Below are 25,152 nucleotides of genomic sequence, written 5' to 3'. Positions count from 1 at the left end.
GTGTCTACGATTTTTGTTGTATTTATTTATACAAAGAAATCTGTTGATAAATAGTTTCAATATTCACGTTTTCTCTAACAATATTTGCTAGTTGATCGAATTGATAGTCATGACTACCCTCGTACTTGATAAAATCAGACTGATCCAATGGCTTTTGACCCTTTCGAATCATCATATAATTTATCCACATTCGGCGAAATATATCATTATCAAAAATCCCATGAAAATAGCTACCAAATACATTTCCCATTTGATTCCGACAACCATCCAAACTATCAGTAGGGGTGTTCGAACGTAAACGTATTTTAATGAGCGGAATGGCATTCTCTAAATATTCCGTTCTTCCTGTGTGAATTTCAAACCCTTTTACTGTCTTTCCTAGGCAATTATGCGTGTCGGAGAATAATGAGTCTACAAATTCTCCTACGACCTGTTGCGTAATCTTCGTTTTTTCGAATCGAGTTTCCACAGGAATCAGACCTAATCCTTCTAAATATTCAATCTCCGAGTCATTACTATGCGGATTATAGAGATGTTTGCCTAATATCTGATATCCTCCGCAAATCCCAATCACTAATCCACCATCATTTGCATATTGAATGATTTTTCTATCTATGCCAGAGATCTGAAGTTGATATAAGTCGTCCATCGTGTTTTTCGTGCCAGGTAATATTATCGCATCAAAGTCTAAGAAATTCGTCTCTAGATCAGTTGATTGAATAAATTGTAAATCTATCATTGCTTCTAACTGCAAACAATCAAAGTCTGTAAAATTTGATATTTTAGAGAATTGTATAACCCCAACCCTTACAGTACACTGTTTGAACTTTTGTTGCGAAGATTGATATGTTTTGGTTAACGCAAGCGAGTCCTCAGCTTCGATCTTCAAATTTGTGATATAGGGAACGACACCTAGCACTTTTTTACCTGTACGTTCTTCTAACCATGTAAGACCAGGCTGTAAAAGCTCAATATCCCCACGAAATTTGTTAATAATAAAACCTATAATTCTGTCTCGTTCTTGTTGTGATAGTAATTCTAACGTTCCAACAATAGAGGCAAACACCCCGCCTCTATCAATATCTGCTACAAGGACTACTTTAGCGTCTGCTAGTTCAGCTATTTTCATATTTGCTATATCTCGGTCTTTCAAATTAATCTCTGCCGGACTCCCTGCTCCTTCTATAACAATTACGTCATATTGGTTTTGCAGTCTTTGCAAAGATAAATTAATAGATTGTAATGCTTGATCAATGAAATGATTTCGATATGCTTTTGCACTCATGTTTTCTACAGTTTTCCCGTGAACTATTACCTCTGCCATCATTTCACGGCTAGGTTTAAGTAGAATCGGATTCATATCGACTGTAGGTGTGACTTCCGCTGCAAAAGCTTGTACTGCTTGTGCACGACCAATTTCCCCACCATCAGCTGTAATATAAGAATTTAATGCCATATTTTGAGATTTAAAAGGTGTAACTGCAAACTGATCCTGCTTAAAAATTCTACATAACGCTGTAGCAAGAATACTTTTCCCAACATCAGAAGATGTCCCTTGGAGCATAATAGCAGGTATCTTCATTGAGCATTACACCCCTTCCCACGATATTTTCTTTAAATCAATTGGTATTCCGGAAAGAACAAAAATCTTCTCATCTGCATAATAATTAAGTATTTGATTTGATAAGCCAGCAATATCTCGAAACTTCCGAGATAATTCATTTGATGGTATAATTCCTAACCCAACCTCATTGGTGACAAAAATACATTGATGAGAAGTTGTTTTCATGTATTGGCACAGTGCGTGCAAACGTTCTATTATTTCCTCTTCTGTGTGGTTTCTAACGAGGAGATTTGATATCCATAAAGTCAAGCAATCAATTAGAATGATATTTTCGCTTTTAAAACTAGCAATCATATTTTCTAATTTAATCGGTTCTTCTATCGTTTTCCAATCGCTAGGCCGTTGCTCTACATGTCGCTTTACCCTGTCTGCCATTTCCTCATCAACGAACTCACAGGTGGCAATATATATAACTTCGGTTTGATATTTTTCAGATAATTGCAATGCAAGCGCTTCAGCAAACTTACTTTTTCCACTTCGGGCACCGCCACTAATTGAGTAAATCATTAATATTCAATCCCTCTTCTAGCTTGTATATTTTTCTCATATGGATGTTTTTCTTGACGATAGTGCATAACACAATCTGCTACTTCCATTAGCTCATTAGGCATATCACGACCAGTTAAAATCAGTAACGTTTCCGGTGACTTTAAGCGTATTAACTCTAAGATATCAGTGATTGAGATTAATCCTTTGTTAATTGTATGGGATATCTCATCAAGCACAATTGTTTTGTAACTTGGGTTTTTCACGAACTCGTTTGCCTTAAGCAAGCCATTCTCAGCTTCCCGATAATCATCTTGTGTTGGATTTGAGTTTCTTATAAATTTACCAGTGCCACATGTAAATAAGTCTACTTGTTCTAAATGATAGAATACTATTTTTTCACCAGTGTCTCTTGAGCCTTTAAGAAATTGTACAATACCTGCCTTATTTGGTAATCGCGCAATCACATTCCCGATTGCAGCTGTGGTTTTCCCTTTACCATTTCCCGTATGGACTTGAATATTCAATTGATTTTCAATGCTATTTTGTCTTTGTTTCAACTGATTTCGATACAAGTAAGCGGCATTAACGAACGAAGAGACAAAATCAATATTACTAAGAAAATGTACATGAACATAGCTAGCAAATATATGATTGGAATGATAACCAGATATCTTGCCTGCTTTACGTCCTAAATATTGAAATGCAGGTTTTTGTTGATCTGCTGGTATCTCTGAGGTAAGTTTTGAATAATGAAATTCATGCCCTCTTATAGGAATCCCCTGCATCATAAAACCTTCAGATGCCGTTAATGCTTCTACGTATCCCAATGCTTGAAAACGTGATTCCATGGTAATTTTGCCTGGAACCACACCTACCATTGGAACCCCATCGATAGCTTCTGCCAGATACATATATCCGCCACATTCAGCAAAAACAGGCATTCCATCGTTAATTTTATCTCTTAGATTTTTGATAAAACCAGCATTATGGGCTAATTGCTCTTTATATACTTCAGGATAGCCACCACCAATGTATATAGCATCTACATCGGGAAGGGTCCAATCATTCAGCGGGCTAAATTCAACAAGATTTATTTGGGAAGATTTCAATAGTTCTAGATTCTCATGATAATAAAATTTAAATGCCTCATCTTTAGCAATCCCAATAGTAATTTTTTCGTCACTATGAGATTCTTCAGTCTTAATTAACCTATTTATACTATATTGTATTGTTTCAGTGACTAGCTCTTCCTGAATTGTATTAGAGTTCTGTGGTACTGCTGTATATTGTAACAGTTCTTCAATATTAACATGCTTTTCAATAAAATTAGCTATCAATTGAATTGTCTCTGACCAAACATCAACGTTATAGTCAGTACGTAATCCTAAATGCCTTGAAGGTAGTGTAATGTCAGGATTTTTAGGTAAGAATCCAATCACTGGTACGTTTAAATTTTCTTCGATTAAACCTTTCAATAGGTTTCCATGACTTTCGCTACCGACTCGATTTAGCAGAATACCACAATATCGAATTCCCGAATCCCATTGTAGGAAACCTGCAATATAAGGTACAATACTTCCAGCCATGCCCTGTGCATCAACAACAAGGAGCACAGGCAATGACAGTAGTTTTGCTAAATCGGCGGTACTACCCTTTTGACCAACCCCTTCACTTCCATCAAAAGTTCCCATGACTCCTTCGATGATTGAGATATCACAGTTACTAGCATATTTATGAAATATCTTTCGATTGCTAACCTCATCTAACATCCACGTATCCAAATTATTGGAAGGACGATTCGTCACATACTCATGCAAAATTGGATCTAAGAAGTCAGGACCACATTTAAAACTTTGCACATCATATCCTCTATCTATCAATGCTTTTAATAGCCCTAATGTAATTGTTGTTTTACCACAACCACTATGTGTTGCTGCAATCACAAATTGATTTTTCATATCTAAGCCCTTTGGTTCATTCTTTGTTTCAAAATTGCATTTAAAATAGCAGCAGCCACTGGACTCCCACCTTTTCTTCCGCGTGAAACTATAAATGGAATATTCAATTGTTGCAGTAAAAGCTCCTTTGCTTCTACGGCGCCCACAAAACCAACAGGAGTTCCTATAATTGCTGCAGGTCTAAGGGATTCATTTTCAATGGCAGACAATAACTCAAATAAAAAAGTAGGTGCATTTCCAATGAGTACAATACTATTCGGTAAATAAGGTTTGGCAAACTGTATGGACGCCATTGACCGAGTAATGGATTGCTCCTTGGCTAATGACTCCACTTGTGAATCGGAAATAAAACAATACGTTTGGCAACCAATATTCTGTAATGTCTTCTTGTTCACTCCTGCTAAAACCATTTGTACATCTGTTATGATATTACAACCATGATTAAGAGCTTGTTCGATGACCTGTAGGACCCCATCAGAGAAATGCAGAAGATCTGCATATTCAAAATCTGCAGTGGTATGTATAACCCTATGAATGATATGTTGAAACTCTTGTGGTACTTGTTTTCCCATCTCGTTAAGTTCATTATTAATAATATCAAAACTAGTATCTTCAATTTTCATTGGATTGTGAATATAATTACGCATCAATATCACCATCTACTATTCTTTCAACAGCTATCTCTGCTATTTTTTTATGGGCTCCAATATGCTTTGTTAACGCAAATGAAATGTCCGGATATTGACTACGGTATTCCTGGATCAGTTCAGGAATATCTGTTTGCACATGAACACCTGCAAATAAAAGTAATGGCATAACCGTGATATCTTGAAAGCCATCTTGAATCATTTCATTTAATATATCTTCAAACTTTGGTTCGCATAGTTGAAAAAACGCATTTCTCACTGTATAATCTGGTAGCATTTCTTGAATCATAGGAATCACTTGATTTTGCTCAGCGATTGAATCTTTATTCCTACTACCATGTCCTAAGATAATAATACCTTTCATTACGCCACCTCGTAAATTTTTTTATAGATATCTTCAAATGCATTTGTATAGAATGGATATTGAATATTAGGTCTTGCTATGACGATAGCTTTTATATTCATTTCTAAAGCGGCTTCAACCTTTTCTGCAAATCCTCCAGTAGCGCCACTTTCTTTCGTTACCATTACATCTATTTTATAGTCCTCTAGGATCATTTGGTTCATTTTTTTGGAAAAAGGCCCTTTCATGGCGATAATATGATCGGGTGTGAATCCAAGCGATTCACATATAGTAATCACCTCTGAAGTTGGTAATACACGTACCATCAAGTGTTTATTAGGTGTACGGTAATCAACAAAAACCTTTAAAGTCTTACTACCTGTAGTAAGAAGTATTCTCTCACCTAAAGAAAACGCTACTTTTGCAGCTTCTTCATAGCTATATACAATATGCAGGTTATCATTGGCATGATGAGATAAATTAGAAATGTGTATCGGTTCGCGTTCAAAACGAATGTATTGAATTTTTAACTTTTCCGATGCGTCTATAGCATTAATACTAACCTGGGCTGCAAATGGATGACTCAAATCAACAATACATCTTACCTTTTGCACTAAGCAAAATTGCAACATATCCTCCACGTTCAACCGTTGAATATAGACTTGAGTTCCACATGGTAACAAACTAGCGCCATAAGATGACGTTACTGAAACAATGGTAGAATCAAAAAGATCTGGATGATTGTTTTTCAAATCCATTACGAATTCTCGAGACTCTTGAGTACCACCAAACAATAATATTCGATATCCAAGCGGGTTACTCATGAATATTATAACCCCTAGGAGTAATCATGTGTGTCTTATTCATAAAAGTTGATTGATTTCCTATAATAATGGTAGTAAACATATCAATCTCATGCTCTAGTAATGACTCCAAACTCGAAATATGTACTTCTTCCCCTTCACGATAAGCGGATTTGACAATTCCAACAGGAGTATCTGTTTTTTTGTATTGTAACAAAATATCAACTGCTTCTTGTATTTGCTCGATTCGCTTCTTACTCTTCGGGTTATATAAAACAATTACAAAGTCCCCTTGAGCTGCATGATGAATCCTTTTTACAATTGTCTGCCAGGGAGTTAGTAAGTCACTCAAACTGATACATGCAAAGTCGTGCATTAACGGTGCCCCTAATCGAGCGGCAGCAGCTTGTACGGCTGAAATCCCAGGTACAATTTCCACCTCTATATATTCTTCTAGATTATTCTTATACAATAACTCTAGAATTAATCCTGCCATCCCATATATCCCTGCATCTCCACTAGAAATTACTGAAACGACCTTACCAGCTTTCGCTTCTTCTAGTGCTTCTAGAGCACGTTCTACTTCCTTTTTCATATGCGAACGGATTACCGTTTGATGAGGAGCGATTATATCTTGGATCAACTCTATATACGTAGTGTAACCTACAACTACTTCTGACTCCTGTAATACATGCTTTGCTTGATAACTCATAAGCTGATGATCCCCAGGTCCTAAGCCAATAACCCAAACTTTTCCTCGACTAACGCGATTGTGACACCTTTGTAAATTGTTTTTGGCAAGATTACTTTCCCTTGATTCGCAACAATCATTGCTGCTGGTTCGCATACACAATTCACTCCTACCTTGTCTTTTACTTGCTGTGACTTAGAAAATTTTCCTTCGTGATGCTGTTCCCACACTAATATTTGTTCCTTCGTGACAGTAAGAAAAGAGCAATTATATTTTTCCGCTACGTATTGTATTCCTAACTCATCCTGTTTTAAATCTATCGATGCAATCGCCCGTACTGAATCAATACTAACGTTCGCTTGATGACAAGCATCTAATATACACTGTTCAATCATATCAGCTGGTGTATTGCGCTTACAACCAATACCAAGAATAATGTTTCTTGGCGTTAGGATATAATAATTGGAATTCAAGTTTTTATCAATTAACAGTTCCTTGATATTACTATTCAATAACAGATTGTGATTCGAATTCGTGATAATCACATGAATCGGTTCCCTGTATTTTCCACAATTAACTCCATTTGATGAATCTTTAACCAGCTTTGTAACTGTCGGATGATGATTCTGATGATAAATAATTTTTGTAAAATGTATATGTTCATGCTGATTGAATTGACAATAAGCATCCAATAAAACGTCCGCTTCCCAATCACTCCAAAAGTATACAGGCATTCTATGGATGATAGCGCTATTAATAGCTAAAACTGTATCTCTAGAGATCCTAGTATTAATATTTTTCGCTATGACATCAACAGCTGGTAACATCCAAGTATCTGTACCAGTAGTAATCACGGGCACAGCATTGATAATTGTAGCTATATATTTTGTGAATTCATTGCCCCCACCCCAATGACCGGAGCATACAGCGACTGCAAATTGACCCGCATCATCAATAACTGTAATCGATGGATCAGAAAATTTATCGATTAAGACAGTTGGTGCCATTCGAAATACAATACCTAAAGACATAATCATAGTCCAGTGATTATATTCATGAAATTTGCTTTGGAACGTTTTTTTCAATCCTATATCATCATTTATAATCTGAACGTACTTTCCCAACTCGGAGTCTACAGTAATAGAATCATAGCATCTGCTCGTCACAAAAATAGTAGCTGCTGTATCTTCACGCAGCTGTTTCACGATTTGAGTTGCCATATGATAGCCATTTTGAGTAAGGCAAGTAATCGCTATTTTCATAGTTTCACTCCCGTACGGAACTCGTGTTGAAAGGATTGATCGTATAATAAAGAGCAAGTTGCTAGTTCATCATTTAATGCATTCCCTACAAGAATCATAGCTGTTTTTTTGATTTCTGCCTCTTTAACCTTCTCTGCAATATTGTTTAAAGTACCTTTGACTATCCGTTGCTCAGGCCAAGATGCTTTTTCAACAACAAAAATTGGTGTCGATTCTGGATAACCTGCTAACAATTTATCGACTACTTCTTGTATGTAATGAACACTTAAGAAAATACACATGGTCGCTTGATGCATACTCAACAATGCTAAATCTTCTTTATTTGGAACAGGAGTTTTGCCTGATATTCTAGAGATAATAATTGTTTGTGATACTTCCGGAAGTGTTAGTTCTTTTTGTATAGAAGCGGCAGCCGCAGTAAATGAACTGACACCAGGAATCACCTCAATAGGGATATTATTTCTCCTTAATTCCCTTATCTGTTCATCTATCGCTCCGAAAATACTAGGGTCGCCTGTATGAAGCCTTACAACCTTATAGCCCTTATTATAATGATCAACTATACAACCAACGATTTCTTGTAAATTCATAGTAGCACTATTAAAGATTACTGCGTCTTTCTTTGCATATGTAAGGATCTCAGGATTAATTAAGGAACCAGCCCATATAATTATGTCTGCTGATTGTAATGCCCTTAACCCCTTTAACGTTATTAATTCAATGTCTCCTGGTCCTGCACCTACAAACATAACTGTGGACATTCCCACACCTACCTTTTTTTCTTAATCATCATAGTTGTTAAATAATCCAATTTACCATTCAATAATTCTTTAGGTTGGTTCGTAATGATACTGTCTTCCATTCCAATCCGTTGACCGACCCAACAACAATCTAGTAATTGCATCTCGTCCAGAAGTTCTACTATGGCCGGATAATCTTTGTTTATCTTCATTAAGATAATATTATCATGTAATTCAATCGCTTTTTTCACTTCATCAAGAGAACGAATCACTGGAATAACGACAAGATTTTCATCACGTTCTGCAATTGGTATTTGTGCCATTGCCGATAAAGCTACAAATGAAGGAATCCCCGGTACTACTTCAATCGATAAATTCGAAAGTTGCTCTTGAATAGAATGTTTAAGATATATAAAAGTACTATACAAAAGCGGGTCCCCTAACGTGATAAAGGCAACAGTTTTTCCTTCCATGAGAAATTGTGCTAAATCGTTACGCGCTTCTTCCCAAGCTACTTGTAACCGTATCGGATCACTTGTCATCGGAAAAATAACCCTATGAATTTTTTGGTTTGTGATATATTTTTCAACAATAGATAACGCGATACTTTGTTTATCTTGATTAGAGATTGGTGTCATTATTATATCAGCCTCTTGTATTACATGAACTGCTTTCATAGTTAACCAATCTGGGTCACCTGGCCCAACACCTACCCCATAGAGTTTCATATCTATAATTCTCCTTTACAACCCCATATGATAAATACAGGATTATTAGATTTCCAAAGATGATAAGATCCTGATTGACTTGCTCTTGAAATGTTAACAGAACAGATATCCACTTTCATCCCCAAACCTTCCAATATTTGTGTTGCAAGGTATGGGGTTTCAAGAGTTACACCAGTAATCGCTAGGATTCCATTAGCTTTCAATTGCTTATAGGAAGAGTGCAGAATTTCTTGCAGGTACCCTCCACTGCCCCCTACTATTATGCCATCTGCTAATGGTAATTCGGGGATAATCTCAGAAGCCTCTCCGTGATGTACGTGAATATTATCTACTGCAAATTTTTGTATATTTTGTTTTAATAGTTGGATTGCCGCATGGTTTCTCTCCATAGAGTGAACCTCTTGAACATCTTGCATGAGTCCTAGTTCTATAGAAATAGAACCTGTACCTGCGCCAATGTCATAAAAAACACCGTGTTTTGGAAACACAAGCTTAGATAAGAGAATCGAACGTATTTCTTGTTTTGTCATAGGAATATCACCTTGTATAAAGTGACAATCATCTATCCCGGGAGCAAAAATCCTATGACCTTTGTTTATATGTTTTTCTTTATTCGTTTTTTCTTTGTGCAAATCTATTAAAAGAACACTATTCGTAAATTGTTGGTTCCAATGGATAATATCCTCTGCTAGTCCTTTTACAAGAGTTTGTTTGTCAGTTCCTAAACAATCCCCAATGTGAATTTCCGCTAAATGATATCCGTAATCTATAATCTTACTAGCAATCTCTTGCACAGTCATATCCTGATCTATTAATAAAGCGAACCTTGAATACTTATGGATATAACTATCAAGTAATGACTTATCCCTTCCATGAATAGAAACAACAGGAGCATCCTGTTGAGGTATTTTAAACTTGCTATAAGCAATTTGTGCTGAGCTAATTCCTGGTATTACCTCAATAGATTCTTGGCTAAAATTTTTTTGTAGATATGGTAAAATACTGTAACATAACGGGTCACCACTTACTAAAAAAGCTACATCTTCTTCCATTTTTCTTACAAACTCTATCGTTGATTTTATATTTTTATTTAATACAAGTGTCGTATGTTGATCTTGTGCGTACATATCTAAAATACGTTGAGTTGCTATTAAAATAGCTACTTTTTTAATTGTTCGCAAAGCGATTGGTAAGATATAGTCACGATCACCCGACCCCATACCAATGACATATATTTTTTTACTTGACTGAGTATTCACTACTTCACCACCATTGATCTACGGAATTACTCTTTGCAACAATTTTGCCATCTATATCAAGAAATACTACACCTATCTCTATTTCATTTTGAATATAATCAGCGGCTTTCATCGCAGCTTTTTCACAAAGCTTTTGCAGAACTACATGATACCCATGTTCTTGTAAAAGCTTTACACTCGCTTCAATCGTCACTTCATTGCGTAATTGAAATAATAAATCAATAGGAACTTCGTTGAGCGCAGCTTCACTGATTAAAATCTCAATACGCGCATCCGCGACGCGATGATGTGTATGAAAAATCCCCCCGGCAAGTTTGATTAACTTTCCTTGAGTGCCAAACAAAATGACTTTCTTAAATTTCCGAATTTGACACTCTTTCAACATATACCCAACAAAGTTACTCATTTGAACCGTCTGTTCTAAAGGAATTCCGAAAGAATTCAGTGTTAACTGCCCGCGCCTCCCAGGAGTAAGAAAAACAGTATCATATCCTAAAGCTTGTACCATATCTAACTGCGGGACTAAGGATTCTTTATATGCTTCCTCCGACATCGGCTCAACAATTCCTGTAGTTCCAAGAATTGATATACCACCGATAATACCTAAGGCAGGATTTAATGTTTTATGAGCAATTTTCTCTCCCTCAGGAACAAAAATGGTAATATTAATAGTCTTTCCCCTTTGAGCATAGGTTTTAGCGACATTTTTTATCATTTGCCTTGGTACTGGGTTAATTGCATGCTCTCCTACACGAACTTTCAGACCTTGTTTAGTTACGATTCCTATTCCTGTACCACCATTAATGTGTATAGCTTGGTTAGATTCGTCTAAAGTTGTATCCGTATGGTTAAGAAATGAGACATATTTCACTGTAGCACCAATTTTTATACCATTCGTTACATCCGGGTCGTCTCCCCCGTCTTTAATAACGAATGCCGTAACGGAGCCATCTTTATTATAAAAGCAACTATCAATAGGTATAGAGACAGTATATTCTTGTTGCGTTGGCAGAGAAATATCAACTTTGGATGATACGAATTGCCGGCTAAGTAATTCTAATGCAGCTTTAGTAGCAGCTGTAGCAGCCGCCCCAGTTGTAAATCCCCGTCTTAGTTTTCTGCCTTCCACTAACCGATACGGTTGCCATTCCATAATCGACACCTCATAACTCATTCAAACACTCTAGTTACCTCAACAAATGTACTAAAAAAGATTGGTCCATCTCCCATATCTGAAAGTTGCTGAGAAACAAATTGGTTTAAATTACTATTGTCTATATATGATTCATTCCACCATAAACCTAAACTGATTACAGTACCCTGTGGAACGTCCTTAGTAACTCTTATGTGAATTCTACAGGATCCTCTCTCGTTACGAATCTCAACAACTGAGTTGTCGTCAATACTCCTACTGACAGCATCCAAAGGATGCATTTCTAACATTGGTCGTCCTTCATATTCTTTAGAGACACTAGCATTAGCGAAAGTGGAATTTAGAAACATGTGATTCGGTGCATTGATTAAAACGAGCGGATATCTTGTCGTATCCTGTAAGACTAACTCTTGAATTCTAGTAAATGATGGCACAGACGAGTGCCCTTCATTCTTCATAGCAATAGAATCTAGCTCAATCCTACCACTTGGCGTCTTTAAGTTCGATAGAAATTCTGTACAAGCATTCTCTGACTTAACTTTGATATATTGTTTTTCTTTTAGTACTTGTAATATTTCACGACCAGTTTTATTGGGAATCATATCTGATAAAGCCTGAATCATTAGCTCCTCATCAGAATCTGTAAAACATGATTCGTGAAAACCAAATCGTTTCGCTAAACGCCTGAATAATTCAGTATTATGAATCGCTTCCCCTTGCAATGGAATCACTGGTTCAGATAATTGTAAGTATAGATGCCAATATGACCTATATAAATCTAAATATTCAAAGCTTGTTGGAGCTGGCAAAACAATATCAGCATATTTAACTGTGTCTGTAATAAATTGTTCATGGACAACTGTAAACAGGTCATCGCGCATAAACCCTTGTATCACTAGATTTTGATTAGGAACTACTGTTACAGGGTTAGAATTATATACGAAAATGCAATGAATGTTCGGATTCGAAGCATTTAACAGTGCTTCTCCTAGCTGATTCATATTTATACTTCTAGCAGGTTTGATATCCATATTTGCATATTCTAAATGTTTTTTATTTATATTGAAGTATTCTGAATTGCTTTTTAATGCTCCGCAGCCCTTATATTTCCAGGCTCCTGTTAGAGCAGGCAAACAGGATATATTTCTAGTTGCCATACCGCCATTTACATGATGCTGTAACCCATTCCCAATTCGTATAAAACTTTTCTGATTTTTGCCATATTCTCGAGCAAGCTGAAAGATATGTTCACTTGATATTCCCGTAATTTTCGCTACTGTTTCTGGATCATAAGACTGAACTTGCATTTTTAATGAGTCAAATCCTGTTGTTTTGTTTTCTATAAATTGTTTATCTATAAAGTTATCGTTAATTAAGACATGCATGATTGCCAATGCTAAGGCACCATCAGTTCCAGGGTTTATTTGCAAAAACCAATCTGCTAATTTTGCCGTTTTGTTTCTATGTGAATCGATTACTACTACCTTGGCACCCATTCTTTTTGCACGATTGACATACTGCCATTGATGCAAATTTGTACTTACAGTATTAGTTCCCCAAATAATAATATATTCAGCATTTACTGTATGCTCAGGGTCAACACCTTTACTTTCACCCATTGTATAAAAATAACCAGTACAACCAGCAGAAGCACAAATTGTACGATCTAATCTACTAGCTCCTAATCTATGAAAGAACCTTCGATCCATCGAACTGTTATTGATGATCCCCATTGTGCCAGCGTAACTAAAAGGTAAAATACTTTCTGACCCGTATTTATCAATAGAATCTTGAAATCTATCATATATGATGTCAAGCGCTTCATCCCAAGAAATCGGTTCGAATTTAGCTTCTCCTTTTTTCCCGATTCTTTTGAGCGGTGTTTTAATTCGTTCAGTATGATAGATACGATCCTTATAAAATCTCATCTTATTACATATTAAACCTTGAGTTATGGGATGCTCTTTGTCTCCTTCAATGCTTTGTATCATATGTTGATCATTAATTTTTACTTTTAAACGACATGTATCTGGGCAATCAAGCGAACATATTGCAAACGTTTCCTTTATCATATCAGTCACCCCAATGGGAAAAGTTAATTTTAACTATTGTAATCAATAATTATAGGATTGACAATTATAATCTAGTAGCGTATTCTCATTTATATGTTAACTCGAAATAACGAAACGGTTAACATATGTTTGATTTATAATCATATACTATACATAAAAGGGAGGTGAAGCAATGGATTTAACACACAATCACCAAAAACAAAAAATTAGAACTTATTATATTGTACTTGTTCCGATGTTTACTGCTCTTACTATTATTGGTGCATTTATTAAGATTCCTACGCCGATTGTAAGTCTAACGTTTCAAACGTTGTTTGTTATTTTATCCGGGGCATTGCTTGGTAGTAGAATGGGAGCATTAAGCCAAATTTTGTATGTCACACTTGGACTTATTGGAATTCCCGTATTCACTAAAGGTGGCGGATTCGGATATATATTCCAGCCAACTTTTGGCTATCTTTTAGGCTTCGTTGTTGGGAGTTTTATCATTGGTAAGATTATTGAAATGAGGAAAGATAAGAATCTCATAACATTCTTACTAGCTAACTTAGCCGGCCTAACAGTGATCTACACAATTGGCGTTGTCTATTTATACTTAATATTAAATTATGTATCATTATCGCCAATTAGTTTTGCGAACGCAATTAAGGTTGGAGTCTTAACTCCTCTTCCAAAAGATTTAGCTTTAGTGGTAATTGTTACTATCGTTGCGCAGAAAGTTTTTAAAAGGTTAGCCCATTTCCGCGTCAATCAGTAAAATTTAAGCAATAAATTAGGCGTATGCATCGCTAAATCTGCATACGCCTAATTTTACATTGTTAACACGCTAAACACTTTAACGACTCAACTCACCAGCAAGTCCCGCCAGTCCCTCGGCTAACATTGCAACGTTTTCTGAAGCATCTTTAATTTGTTGCGCAATATTCGCGTTATAATCAATCCCATCTGCTACTCGTTCAGTAATCTCTAAACTTGATTTAACAGAATCGATGATACTCTTAAATCCTTCAATCGTCTGCTCAGTTATATCGGTACCCTCATTGACTGATTTACTAGCTCTTCCCATTGCAACAAGCACTTCCGTTGTATCTTTACGGGATTTTTGTATTTTAATCGCAATGTCTTTAAGCGCCTTATCCGTGTCTTCAGCTAATTTTCTAACCTCTTCTGCTACAACTGCAAATCCTCTACCATGCTCCCCTGCCCTAGCTGCTTCTATTGACGCGTTCAGCGCTAAGAGATTGGTTTGACTCGCGATTTGGCTAATTGTATCAATAATCTTAGCAATCTGTTCTGAGCTTTCATTTAACCCAGATACATTTTTTTGCATATCTCCAAAATCTTCTTCAATTTCCTTCATTGCTTCAGTAACTGCTTTTATCTGTTCCCCACCCTTTTTAGCTAGTTCCATTACTTTATTAGTAAATGATGCTGCCTCTAAGGCTTCTTGACGGATATTTGTCATTGTATGTGACATTTCATTTGCTGATGCAGTCGTTTGTTCTGCTGCGGCAGCAAGGTTTTGACTATCGTTTTGTAATTGAAACTGAATTTGTTTCACTTGATCTATCTCTAACATTTGAGATGTAAAACTCTTAATGTATTCCTCAATCATTAGTATATTATCAAAAGAAGTTATATTATCTAAAGCAATAATTGAATCTGATAAGGTTTGTGGATCATGTTGATATTCATCTACAATTAGAGGAATGATATTTTTTCTAAGAATATGATAAGCTCCCATAAACCATTCCGGCTTAAGATTCACATGATCATGTACTTGACCAACTTTTTGTCTTTCTTTGACATATTTATCATTAATACTATCTTCGGCGATAGAATTTAAGTACCACTTAAAGGTTTTCCGTAGTTTATCTACGTTACTATTTTTTTGAATAATCTGCTTAAGCTCTGGTACCTGCAGAATCTCATCATAAAAAGCGTTTACAATATAATCCGCATGTACGTTTAATAAAGCTTTCATGTTGCCCATTTTCTCAGTTTGTAGATTCGATAATTTCATGAAGCTAATTTTAGTTTGAACGGTTTGGTCTGAAATTCGATAGAGAGTACCTGTTGTAGGGAAATTAACAATTTTAATTTTTGCTTTCGGTTGTTGTTTCTTTGAGAAAAAAGGCATTATCGAACCCTCCAAAAAAATTATCTTTTCTTAATATTGTACTATATAAGTACTATATAAGAAAGCATAACATTTTTCTAATCTTATGTTGCGATACTCTTCTAATCTTGAGTTTAGTAGATTATGATATTTTTATAGGTTATGATATAATGTACAAAAAAATGAATAGGAGAATTAAATGAGGAAAGTATCTACTAGAATACTCATATTATTCACTTGTTGTCTATTTATAGGTTTAGGAAGCACCACTGTTTACGCAGAATTATCAGTACCTATCAACCAAGAACAGACTCCTATCAATGGGCAACAAGAACAAATTGAACAAGTAAGCGAAGATAATTTAGCTGAAGAGCCTGTAGAAATAAATCATCATCCATATTTTATTGATGTTCCTTTGAATCATTTTGCCTATGAATCTATTGATCGCCTCTACTCTTTAGGTGCTATTAATTATCGAGTAGAACAGCAATTCATGCCTAGTGCTCCTATTAGTCGAGCTGAGTTTGTTCATATGCTTTTATTAGCAAAAGGACTTTATTGGGTAGATTTTGACCCACCTTCTTTTTCTGATGTTGATATGAATGATGCTTTTGCACCATATATTAACATAGCGCATCGATTAGGAATTGTAGATGGTGTTGGGAATCAACAGTTTCGACCTGGAGATCCTGTTCGCAGAGATGCATTAGTAAAAATGTTAACTACTGCTTCAGGAGAATTGAATGTAAAGCACATCCTAGGGTGGCAAGAACGCAGAGATTTACTTGCAAATTTTAAAGATAAACAATCGATTGTAGAATGGGCAGAACATTATTTTGCTTACGCTATCAAAAATAATTTTGTTTCTGGATACCCAGATCAAACGATTCGCCCAAGTCAATTTACGACCCGAGCTGAGGCTGCAGTTCTGATTGATAGAGTTATTTTATCAAATAATTCAATACAACAAGATTCTAATACGATTTCAATCAATGGAGTTCCTGTCGCTTATACAAAACAACTCACTATGCAAGCGACTGCTTTTAATAGTTCTGAGACAAAGCTATCAAATGTAACCTATACTGGACTAACTACTAGAGTAGGAGTCGTAGCTGTTGACAGGAGTGTAATCCCGCTTGGCACACACTTGTATGTTGAGGGCTATGGATACGCTGTGGCTGCAGATATTGGCGGTGCAGTAAAGGGTAACAAAATAGACTTATATACTGCAACTCTACGCGAAGCCCGAACTTTTGGTAGACAAAATGTTACTGTGTATGTTTTACCATAATAATTAGACGAAATATAGTATATCGCTTAGCGACTATAAACATAGCTTAGCATTCGCTAAGTCCTTTTGCGAAACGATTGCTTTAGTTGCCGTTACTTATCGTCAGAATTTTTATTAATTCTGATGATGCCAAAAGAAACGGTCTCCCAACTTAGGGTTAGACCGTTTCTTTCTTCTCAAGCTTTAATTTCATATACTCTGTATGTAACTTGTCTATTTTTTGGCTTAATTCTAACATCCGATCTTTATCTAAAAAATATCCATCGGAGTCCACAAATTGATTCAATTCTACGCGAAGAACCTCAAATTGCTCTTCCAATAATCTTTGCTTATTGTTTGCTTCCATAGTTTCTTTGAATTTTTTCCTCATATAATCATCCTCATATTTTCTAATATCTTACAAGACTCAGAAAATCATAACTAATTGTATCATGTTCTTCTCAATAATGATAGATGTAAATTTCTACCTGCTACGTAGAAATTTTAATATTATAAATCAAACAAGCAACTGCCACCAATAAATTCTTTTAAAAATGAAGTGCATGGGATATATGTGTCTTCTATCGGTTCGACGTAGCTTAAAAACCGTAATAATCTTTGTGCTTCTACGTACTCAAATGATTCTAGAGGGATCTCGTAAAGTAATTTTTCAGCAAATGTCTTTAGGACTGAAATTTCATACAATAATGTAGAATTAAACATAATATCCGCTTCTTCTTGAAAAGGAAAAATGTTTTTCTCTTCACCCTTTCTTACAGATTGCCACATTCGAATCGTATTTTGAGCGGAATTGCCACGATACTGATGGTCACGAACAATACGTCTTAGTAAACGTAAATCTGCAGTAGGAATACGATTATGTCGATCAAAGTTCAAAGATGTAAGAGCACTCACATAGATTTTATACTTATTACCTTTTGGTATGTATTTCGTTAATCTTTCATTTAGACAATGAATTCCTTCAATAATTAGTGGCTGATTCGGAAGTAACTGGATAGACTTTCCTCTATACTCTCTTTCACCAGTCTTAAAGTTAAAAGTTGGTAATTCAATCTGAGACCCATTGATTAATTCACTTAAATGTTCGTTGAACAATCCAATGTCAATTGCTTCTATCGATTCAAAATCAAAATTACCGTCTTCATCTATAGGTGTCTGTTCTCTATTCACAAAATAATCATCCAATGAAATTGGAATAGGGTCAATTCCATTGACTTTTAATTGTATTCTTAATCTTTGAGCAAAACTAGTCTTACCTGATGATGAAGGTCCAGCAATTAATATTAACTTTAAGCGATCTTTAGAGCTAGCAATAGCATCTGCAATCTTCGCAATTTTTTTCTCGTGAAAACTTTCATTAATTAGTATCAGCTCTTGGACCATTTTAGCCCATATTTGTTTATTTACGTCAGTTACAGTATGTATTCCCAATACATTATTCCAACGCTGAGACTCCCGAAATATTTCAAATAGTTTCGGTTGCTCCAAATATTCAGGAAGCTTTGTAGGTTCACTTGCATCAGGAAACCTAACAATAAAACCCGGAATATAAAATTTCAAACCAAAATACTTCAAAAACCCTGTCGTCGGTACTAATGTTCCAAATAAATAATCCTTATAATCTTCTAACCGATACATCGTAAGACTTGTTTTATCTCTAAAGCTTAAAAGCGCTGCCATATCGTCCCGTTGGTTATGTATAAAATAATCTCGAGCATCATCAATATCTTCATTAAGCTTCACAAAAGGTAGGTTCTGATCTACTAAATTGCACATGTAAGATTCTATGTGTTTTATTTCTTTATTCGATAGTTGAATCACTTGGTTTGTCATAGAATGATGTAATTGACAATATACTCCTTTACCTAAAGAATGTTCCACAGATAAGACATACTGCGGATATAAGTCGTAAATTGCTTTTAATAGCAATAATTTTAGGCTTCGCTGATAAATCCTCTGACCGTCAGGATCCGTATAGTCAATAAACTGTACACTTCCAGATTTCAGTTCATCCTGCAAAAGACTTTTTATTTGACCATTCACTTTTGCAGCAAAGATCTGCCCCTTATAATGTACTTGTAACTTTTTACTAAGATCGTACAATGACCCTTCTTTTTGTATTTTTTTGCCATCTGGTAAGATGATATTCCAACTCATTAAATTCCTTCCCTTCCGACTAAAATATATATAATGACAATAATGTTCATATTTTCAGTGAATAATTCTTTTCCACTATGTAATTATAGATTATAATATAATGAATATTCGAGTTTAAAATCATAAGATCCACAATAGGAGGTTTTTCTTTTTTATGACGAAAAGAATTTTCAACTTTAACCCAGGGCCGTCCACAATTCCATTATCAGTATTAGAACAAGCCCAAAGTGAATTATTAAACTATAATAACACGGGAATGTCCGTTATAGAAATCAGTCACCGTTCAAAAGACTTCGAGAATATCATCTTTCAAGCGGAAACCCGTTTAAAAAATCTTTTAAACTTAGATGATAATTATCGTGTCCTCTTCTTACAAGGTGGGGCTTCTAGTCAGTTTTCAATGATTCCCCAAAACCTATTAACAGAAGGAAAGCAAGCAAACTATGCAATCACTGGTAGCTTTGCTAAAAAAGCTTGCGAAGAAGCGAATCTGTTTGGTACGACACATATAGCTGCATCTTCAAAAGATCAAAACCATAACTATATTCCTTTAAAGGACAAGTTTTCTCTTAGCGAAAACCCTGCATACTTACATATTACAACAAATAATACCATATATGGTACTCAATACAAAGAATATCCGTCGTTCGATAATATTCCGTTAATCGCGGATATGTCAAGTGATATTTTATGTAAGCCTATTGATGGAAAGCAATTTGCGCTTATCTATGCTGGTGCTCAAAAGAATTTAGGCCCTTCAGGTGTTACAATCATAGTGATTAGAAAAGACTTACTTGAAATAAGCAACAAAACGATTCCAACAATGCAAAGATACGACATTATGGCAGATAATAACTCCTTATACAATACACCACCGACTTTCAGTATTTACTTATTAAACCTAGTGTTAGGATGGATTGAGAATCAAGGTGGAATCACTGCTATTGAGGATCATAATGAAAGTAAGGCAAAAATCATTTATGATGCGATTGACAATAGTAATGGATTTTATATGGGACATGCTGTTCCAGAATTCCGTTCGACAATGAACGTAACTTTCACACTACAAAATAGTGATTTAGATAAACAATTTATTGCAGAAGCAAGCGAAAAAGGAATCATTGGTATTAAAGGCCATCGTTCCGTCGGTGGAATGCGCGCTTCTATTTACAATGCAATGACTCAAGAAGGCTGCCAAGCTTTAGTCGACTTCATGCTTTCCTTCCAAAAAAATAATAAATAATTTAAACCAAATACAAAGAGCCACTGGTTATGAGTTATAACTCCCCAGTGGCTCATTTTCTATCTATTCAAACAAACGTTTTAATAATGACACGATTTCTTCGGTTTTAAGACCTTCCCAGAATAACTGCCCGTGAATCATAATGTCTAAATGTAGATGAATGCCTTCATCATTACCTATGACGCCATAACTAGTTCCACTATTCCCCGCTGTTCCGATTGCTGTTCCCTGCTTGACTTCTTCCCCTACTACTATGCTTTCTGAAATACGATCTAAATGTACATACCTTGTAATGACTCCATTTGTATGCTGAATCCAAACAGACTTTCCTCTTAGTTGATCTAAAATATACTCTGGAGTAATTGGACGATGCTTAGCAAGCTCTAAAATTACATTTCGATCAGAATCCCCAAGCTCTGTATACCCGAAGTCTGCACGAATGACAACTCCATCTGCCATTGCTAAAATTGGTGTTTGTTTATTAACAATCATCCCTGAAGTTCCAGTATAGAAATCTAATCCTTCATGAACACCATTCCTATAGCTCCGTGGCGCTCCTGGCCAATGAGATGCCCTAGTGCTAATAGATGTACCTGGTATAGGGTTAATAAAGCCCTGTAATATATTGTAGCGTTGTTCTATATTCCAGTTTCTTATTGGTATATCGCTTGAAGTTGTAATAACTTCTTCTTTAATTTGCGGTTCTAAAGCTCTTTCTAAATCATGAATATAAATTACATTCGAATGTTCTTGGACTTTCAAGCCAAATCCATATGACAAGACGTCACTAGAAATGTATAATTCTGTACCAGTCTCATTCTCTAAGGTTTGAATGATACCACCACGCATTGGAAAGAAACGCGCACCCTCCTGTCCAATATCAGTTCCGTTAACGACATAAAAAATACGCGGCCCTATTGTAAGGATATATATCTTGTCCTGCTCAATATAAGACCACTGGACAGGTTGATTCAATACTGACTGTAAATCGGTACTTAAAATATACCCAATCGATTGTTCATCGAATCGATTATGAATGAACGAGCTAAGTAAATGATTTTCTATAAAAAATAATGGTAGCAGAGCTTTAGGAAATATAATTTCTTGACTTTCTAAATCGTTGATTTCTGTAATTGTTGCAACAACTGCTTTTTGATTTTGTTGATAAATTAGTAATCCACTACCTATTACCAATATAAAAGAGCAGATGATGACTGATAGTAGAATTGGACGTAGGTTCAATTTGATTTCTCCTAGCTATATTGACGTATATATTTAAAATATACCTAAAAATTAAGAGAATTGCTATACATAATCACTGTATAAATTTCCAAAAGATAATTTCCATGGTTAATTAATGCATGATTTTACTCTCTTGTACAAATAATACTGCTAGTAATAAACAAGGGAGGTAAATTTATGAGCCGCAAAAAGGTAATATCCTTATTGGTGTTCGTATTTTTAATCAACATCGTACTATTATCCTTATTTGATATCCAGTCTGCACAGGCAAATACGATACGATACGGTGCACGTGGCAACGACGTAATCGAATTACAACAGCGTCTAAATCAATTAGGTTACTATAAAATGAATGTCGACGGGATTTTTGGTTGGGGTACCCACTCTGCAGTGCGAAGGTTTCAATCGGATTATGGATTAACTGTCGATGGTATCGTTGGACCACGAACTTGGAATGCGTTGCGAAGTAATACGGCCCAAACTCCCGCTAGAGCAACAGCAGGTGGTTTTTCAGCACAAGATATCAATCTGTTAGTTCATCTTGTAAATGGTGAAGCTCGCGGTGAACCATACATAGGTCAGGTAGCCATTATTGCTGTTGTGATGAATAGAGTTCGTAGCCCTATATTCCCTAATACGGTATCAGGGGTTATCTTTGAACCACGTGCATTCACAGCCGTTGACGATGGACAAATTTGGTTAACTCCACAAAGCCCTCAATTACGCCAAGCTGTTTTAGATGCAATCAATGGATGGGATCCTAGTGGAGGTGCTTTATACTACTTTAATCCGATAACAGCAACAAGTAAATGGATATGGAGTCGTCCGCAAATCAAACAAATTGGCCGACATATATTTTGTAGGTAACAAAAATCTCAGTGCTATTAAAGCACTGAGCATTTTTGTTTATTCGCTATTTACACTTAGTTAATGACTGATGTAAATCATTTATCAAGTCTTCTGCGTCTTCAATACCGATCGATAATCTCAATAAATCATCTGTGATTCCTAGTCTTAGACGATACTCTTCAGGTATATCCGCATGTGTTTGGCGAGCAGGTAAAGTGATTAAAGACTCTACCCCACCTAAGCTTTCAGCAAAGGAAAAAATTTGAATATGCGATAGAAGTTCAATCGCTAATTCACTGGTTTTTAGACGAAGTGAAATCATAGCACCATCACCGCTTGATTGCTGGGTATGAATGTGATAATTTTGTGATTCTCTTGCTCCAGGATAATAGACAGTATCAATCCACTGACTACCTTCGCTTTCAGCCCATTCCACTATCCGTTTCGCATTACTTTGTTGTCTTTCAATTCTAAGTCCTAATGTCTTTAAACTTCTAAGCAATAACCAAGAGTCTCCTGGTGATAAAACACTGCCTGTTGTGTTTTGTATAAATCCAATTCTAGTAGCAAGATCTTGATCATTTACTATCACAACACCGGCTAATAAATCATTATGTCCCGCTAAATATTTCGTCCCACTGTGTATTACAATATCCACTTGAAAATCTAACGGATTTTGATAATACGGTGTCAAGAAAGTATTATCAACAATGCACAAGGCATCATTTTGTTTGCAAATTTCTACGCATTTTTTTATATCGGTTATTTTCATTAATGGATTGGATGGCGTTTCAATGAGCAATGCTTTTGTGTGTGTTTGCCAACATTGCTCAAGCTGTGAAATATCCGATGTGTCAACAAAATCGGATTCAATTTCAAAGGTAGAAAAATATTGTCGCAACAAACGATATGTTCCACCATATAAATCTTCTGATAAGATAATATGATCTCCCTTTTTAAACAATCCAAAAATAGCAGTTAAAGCCGCCATCCCAGTCGGGAAAGCAAAACCATAATTACCATTTTCAATTTTGGCAACAGCAGCCTCTAACTCTTTTCTCGTTGGATTGGATGTCCTTGAATAATCAAAACCTGTGCTTTGTCCTACACCTGGATGACGAAAGGTTGCCGAATGGTAAATTGGTGTACTAATTGCGCCATACTGTTCATCTTTAATTACTCCTAACTGTGTAATCATAGTATTTTTTCTCAACGTGGTAACCCTCCATTTTCCCCCATAATTAATGAGAATATTAAATTTACTGTACCAAAAAAGCTTTCTCATAGTGAGAAAGCTTCGGATTCGTATAAACCATGACTTTCTCTTATCTATCAGATTACTGCAGGAATTAGCACCTCATATTAAATACAGGTTGCCGGGTTTCATCGGGCCAGTCCCTCCACCTCTCTGGATAAGAGTTGATATTTATTTGTCTTTATGAAATCATAGCAAATTTATCAGAAAAGTCAATATTATTTATTGTATTTTTTTTGTGCGATTTGAACGATTTTCTCTAACATATCTTCATATGGTAGACCTACACTTCTTGCTGCATCAGGAAATAAACTCGTTTCCGTCATTCCTGGCAAAGTATTGACTTCTAAAATCACGGGGTCGCCAGTCTCTGGTATGATGAAGTCTACACGTGAATATGTTTCACATCCTAAAGCCTTGTGAGCAGCAACTGCCCATTTTTTTGCAGTGTCAGTAGCAGATTCATCGATACGCGCAGGTATAATATGCTCAGAACCACCTGGAGCATATTTTGACTCATAATCGTAATAATCGTTTTTAGGAACTATTTCGATGACAGGTAATGCTTCGATATATTGATCCGAACCTAGAACAGCAACAGTGATTTCTACACCTTTAATATATTCTTCCAGTAAAATATCTGAAGCACATGTAACGGCTAGCTGTAAGCCTTCGAGAAGAGAGTTTCTATTATTAGCAATCGTTAATCCAATCGTGGATCCTTCTTCATTTGGTTTGATTACAACGGGATAATTAAACGTACTTTCAATTTCATTAACAATCTCAACAAGCCTATCTTCAGAGAAATCACGTTTGCGATAAACTTTTTCTTTTGCTACACGAATACCAGCGAATTCAAAATGCTTTTTCGCTAATGATTTATTCATTGCTAGTGCGCTTGCTAATACACCAGAACCTACATATGGGATATCTAGTAATTCTAATAAGCTTTGTATTCGACCATCTTCACCATATCTACCATGTAACGCAATATAAACAAAATCTGGTTTTTTATCTAGAAGTTCTTTTAACAACGTCTTATGACATTGATACTCCATTGGAATCACTTGATAACCTTTATTTTGAAGAGCTTTTATTACACCTTTCCCACTTCTTAAAGAAACATCTCTCTCATTAGAGATACCTCCGTATATGACAGCTATATTTTCCATGTTCTGCCTCCTTAATTTGCCCTTAAATAAAATGTATATACCGCTAAATACGCTA

23 protein-coding genes and 1 riboswitch are annotated in these 25,152 nt (G+C 35.7%); of the genes, 4 read left to right on the top strand and 19 right to left on the bottom strand.

Annotated elements, in window-relative coordinates; genetic code table 11:
• Positions 1–22 precede the first annotated feature (22 nt).
• From BHU72_RS11970 to BHU72_RS11910, 13 genes are read right to left on the bottom strand one after another with little or no spacing between them, the layout of a single operon-like run.
• Positions 23–1,582, bottom strand: coding sequence for a cobyric acid synthase (locus tag BHU72_RS11970; RefSeq protein WP_218076139.1), 1,560 nt, complete (start codon positions 1,580–1,582; stop codon positions 23–25).
• 6 nt (positions 1,583–1,588) lie between these two features.
• The gene (gene cobU / locus BHU72_RS11965) at positions 1,589–2,131 is read right to left on the bottom strand and encodes a bifunctional adenosylcobinamide kinase/adenosylcobinamide-phosphate guanylyltransferase (RefSeq protein ID WP_069702862.1); all 543 of its coding nucleotides are present in this window, start codon (positions 2,129–2,131) and stop codon (positions 1,589–1,591) included.
• On the bottom strand, positions 2,131–4,071 hold the full coding sequence (locus BHU72_RS11960; protein ID WP_069702861.1) for a cobyrinic acid a,c-diamide synthase CobB: 1,941 nt from the start codon (positions 4,069–4,071) through the stop codon (positions 2,131–2,133). Before BHU72_RS11960 ends, cobU begins: the two co-directional genes overlap by 1 nt.
• 2 nt (positions 4,072–4,073) lie before the next feature.
• Positions 4,074–4,694, bottom strand: a complete 621-nt coding sequence (locus BHU72_RS11955) for a precorrin-8X methylmutase (RefSeq protein WP_218076138.1) — start codon at positions 4,692–4,694, stop codon at positions 4,074–4,076.
• A 16-nt stretch (positions 4,695–4,710) separates the two neighbouring features.
• Positions 4,711–5,082, bottom strand: a complete 372-nt coding sequence (locus tag BHU72_RS11950; protein ID WP_069702859.1) for a sirohydrochlorin chelatase — start codon at positions 5,080–5,082, stop codon at positions 4,711–4,713.
• On the bottom strand, positions 5,082–5,885 hold the full coding sequence (gene cobK / locus BHU72_RS11945) for a precorrin-6A reductase (RefSeq protein WP_069702858.1): 804 nt from the start codon (positions 5,883–5,885) through the stop codon (positions 5,082–5,084). Before cobK ends, BHU72_RS11950 begins: the two co-directional genes overlap by 1 nt.
• Positions 5,878–6,576 carry a precorrin-3B C(17)-methyltransferase gene (cobJ, locus tag BHU72_RS11940; RefSeq protein ID WP_069702857.1) on the bottom strand — a complete coding sequence of 233 codons (699 nt, stop codon included), beginning with the start codon at positions 6,574–6,576 and terminating at the stop codon, positions 5,878–5,880. The genes cobK and cobJ overlap by 8 nt, the downstream gene beginning before the upstream one ends.
• 20 nt (positions 6,577–6,596) lie before the next feature.
• Positions 6,597–7,817: a cobalt-precorrin 5A hydrolase gene (locus tag BHU72_RS11935; protein WP_069702856.1), complete on the bottom strand. Its 1,221-nt coding sequence runs from the start codon at positions 7,815–7,817 to the stop codon at positions 6,597–6,599.
• On the bottom strand, positions 7,814–8,578 hold the full coding sequence (gene cobM / locus BHU72_RS11930) for a precorrin-4 C(11)-methyltransferase (protein ID WP_069702855.1): 765 nt from the start codon (positions 8,576–8,578) through the stop codon (positions 7,814–7,816). Before cobM ends, BHU72_RS11935 begins: the two co-directional genes overlap by 4 nt.
• 8 nt (positions 8,579–8,586) lie before the next feature.
• Positions 8,587–9,285 (bottom strand): precorrin-2 C(20)-methyltransferase, encoded by a 699-nt coding sequence (gene cobI / locus BHU72_RS11925; RefSeq protein ID WP_069702854.1) that lies wholly within the window; start codon positions 9,283–9,285, stop codon positions 8,587–8,589.
• A 2-nt stretch (positions 9,286–9,287) separates the two neighbouring features.
• Positions 9,288–10,544 carry a bifunctional cobalt-precorrin-7 (C(5))-methyltransferase/cobalt-precorrin-6B (C(15))-methyltransferase gene (locus BHU72_RS11920; protein ID WP_069702853.1) on the bottom strand — a complete coding sequence of 419 codons (1,257 nt, stop codon included), beginning with the start codon at positions 10,542–10,544 and terminating at the stop codon, positions 9,288–9,290.
• A 4-nt stretch (positions 10,545–10,548) separates the two neighbouring features.
• A complete protein-coding gene (gene cbiD, locus BHU72_RS11915) occupies positions 10,549–11,718 on the bottom strand; it encodes a cobalt-precorrin-5B (C(1))-methyltransferase CbiD (RefSeq protein WP_083248446.1) in 1,170 nt (389 codons plus the stop codon).
• On the bottom strand, positions 11,715–13,769 hold the full coding sequence (locus BHU72_RS11910; RefSeq protein WP_069702851.1) for a molybdopterin oxidoreductase family protein: 2,055 nt from the start codon (positions 13,767–13,769) through the stop codon (positions 11,715–11,717). Before BHU72_RS11910 ends, cbiD begins: the two co-directional genes overlap by 4 nt.
• Positions 13,770–13,941: 172 nt before the next feature.
• Between BHU72_RS11910 and BHU72_RS11905 the strand changes: the two genes are divergently transcribed.
• Positions 13,942–14,526, top strand: coding sequence for a biotin transporter BioY (locus BHU72_RS11905; protein ID WP_069702850.1), 585 nt, complete (start codon positions 13,942–13,944; stop codon positions 14,524–14,526).
• Positions 14,527–14,604: 78 nt separating this feature from the next.
• Here BHU72_RS11905 and BHU72_RS11900 read toward each other — a convergent pair whose 3' ends face one another.
• Positions 14,605–15,909 (bottom strand): globin-coupled sensor protein, encoded by a 1,305-nt coding sequence (locus BHU72_RS11900; protein ID WP_069702849.1) that lies wholly within the window; start codon positions 15,907–15,909, stop codon positions 14,605–14,607.
• 178 nt (positions 15,910–16,087) lie between these two features.
• Here BHU72_RS11900 and BHU72_RS11895 point away from each other — a divergent pair, with 178 nt between their 5' ends.
• Complete coding sequence (locus tag BHU72_RS11895) at positions 16,088–17,179, top strand: S-layer homology domain-containing protein (RefSeq protein WP_069702848.1); 1,092 nt, start codon at positions 16,088–16,090, stop codon at positions 17,177–17,179.
• Positions 17,180–17,336: 157 nt separating this feature from the next.
• Here the strand turns inward: BHU72_RS11895 and BHU72_RS11890 are convergent, their stop codons facing one another.
• Together BHU72_RS11890 and BHU72_RS11885 are read right to left on the bottom strand one after the other, a co-directional pair.
• Entirely contained in the window at positions 17,337–17,549 is a 213-nt protein-coding gene (locus BHU72_RS11890) for a Spo0E family sporulation regulatory protein-aspartic acid phosphatase (protein WP_069702847.1), read from the bottom strand.
• A gap of 119 nt (positions 17,550–17,668) precedes the next feature.
• Positions 17,669–19,336, bottom strand: a complete 1,668-nt coding sequence (locus tag BHU72_RS11885; protein WP_069702846.1) for a nucleoside kinase — start codon at positions 19,334–19,336, stop codon at positions 17,669–17,671.
• A 154-nt stretch (positions 19,337–19,490) separates the two neighbouring features.
• Here BHU72_RS11885 and serC point away from each other — a divergent pair, with 154 nt between their 5' ends.
• Complete coding sequence (gene serC, locus BHU72_RS11880; protein ID WP_069702845.1) at positions 19,491–20,579, top strand: 3-phosphoserine/phosphohydroxythreonine transaminase; 1,089 nt, start codon at positions 19,491–19,493, stop codon at positions 20,577–20,579.
• 63 nt (positions 20,580–20,642) lie between these two features.
• Here the strand turns inward: serC and BHU72_RS11875 are convergent, their stop codons facing one another.
• Positions 20,643–21,821, bottom strand: a complete 1,179-nt coding sequence (locus tag BHU72_RS11875; protein ID WP_069702844.1) for a M23 family metallopeptidase — start codon at positions 21,819–21,821, stop codon at positions 20,643–20,645.
• Between the two features lie 177 nt (positions 21,822–21,998).
• On the opposite strand from BHU72_RS11875, the gene sleB reads away from it, so the two are divergent.
• A complete protein-coding gene (gene sleB, locus BHU72_RS11870; protein ID WP_069702843.1) occupies positions 21,999–22,688 on the top strand; it encodes a spore cortex-lytic enzyme in 690 nt (229 codons plus the stop codon).
• A 46-nt stretch (positions 22,689–22,734) separates the two neighbouring features.
• Here the strand turns inward: sleB and BHU72_RS11865 are convergent, their stop codons facing one another.
• Together BHU72_RS11865 and BHU72_RS11860 are read right to left on the bottom strand one after the other, a co-directional pair.
• On the bottom strand, positions 22,735–23,883 hold the full coding sequence (locus BHU72_RS11865; RefSeq protein ID WP_141709311.1) for a trans-sulfuration enzyme family protein: 1,149 nt from the start codon (positions 23,881–23,883) through the stop codon (positions 22,735–22,737).
• A gap of 109 nt (positions 23,884–23,992) precedes the next feature.
• Positions 23,993–24,089: riboswitch (SAM riboswitch) on the bottom strand.
• A gap of 54 nt (positions 24,090–24,143) precedes the next feature.
• Positions 24,144–25,097 carry a D-alanine--D-alanine ligase family protein gene (locus BHU72_RS11860; protein ID WP_069702842.1) on the bottom strand — a complete coding sequence of 318 codons (954 nt, stop codon included), beginning with the start codon at positions 25,095–25,097 and terminating at the stop codon, positions 24,144–24,146.
• Positions 25,098–25,152: the final 55 nt, after the last annotated feature.

The sequence above is a fragment of the Desulfuribacillus stibiiarsenatis genome (genome assembly GCF_001742305.1).
GTDB classification, from domain to species: domain Bacteria; phylum Bacillota; class Bacilli; order Desulfuribacillales; family Desulfuribacillaceae; genus Desulfuribacillus_A; species Desulfuribacillus_A stibiiarsenatis.
Note: the sequence above shows the minus strand (reverse complement) of the source record. Positions and strands in the feature narration are given on the sequence as shown.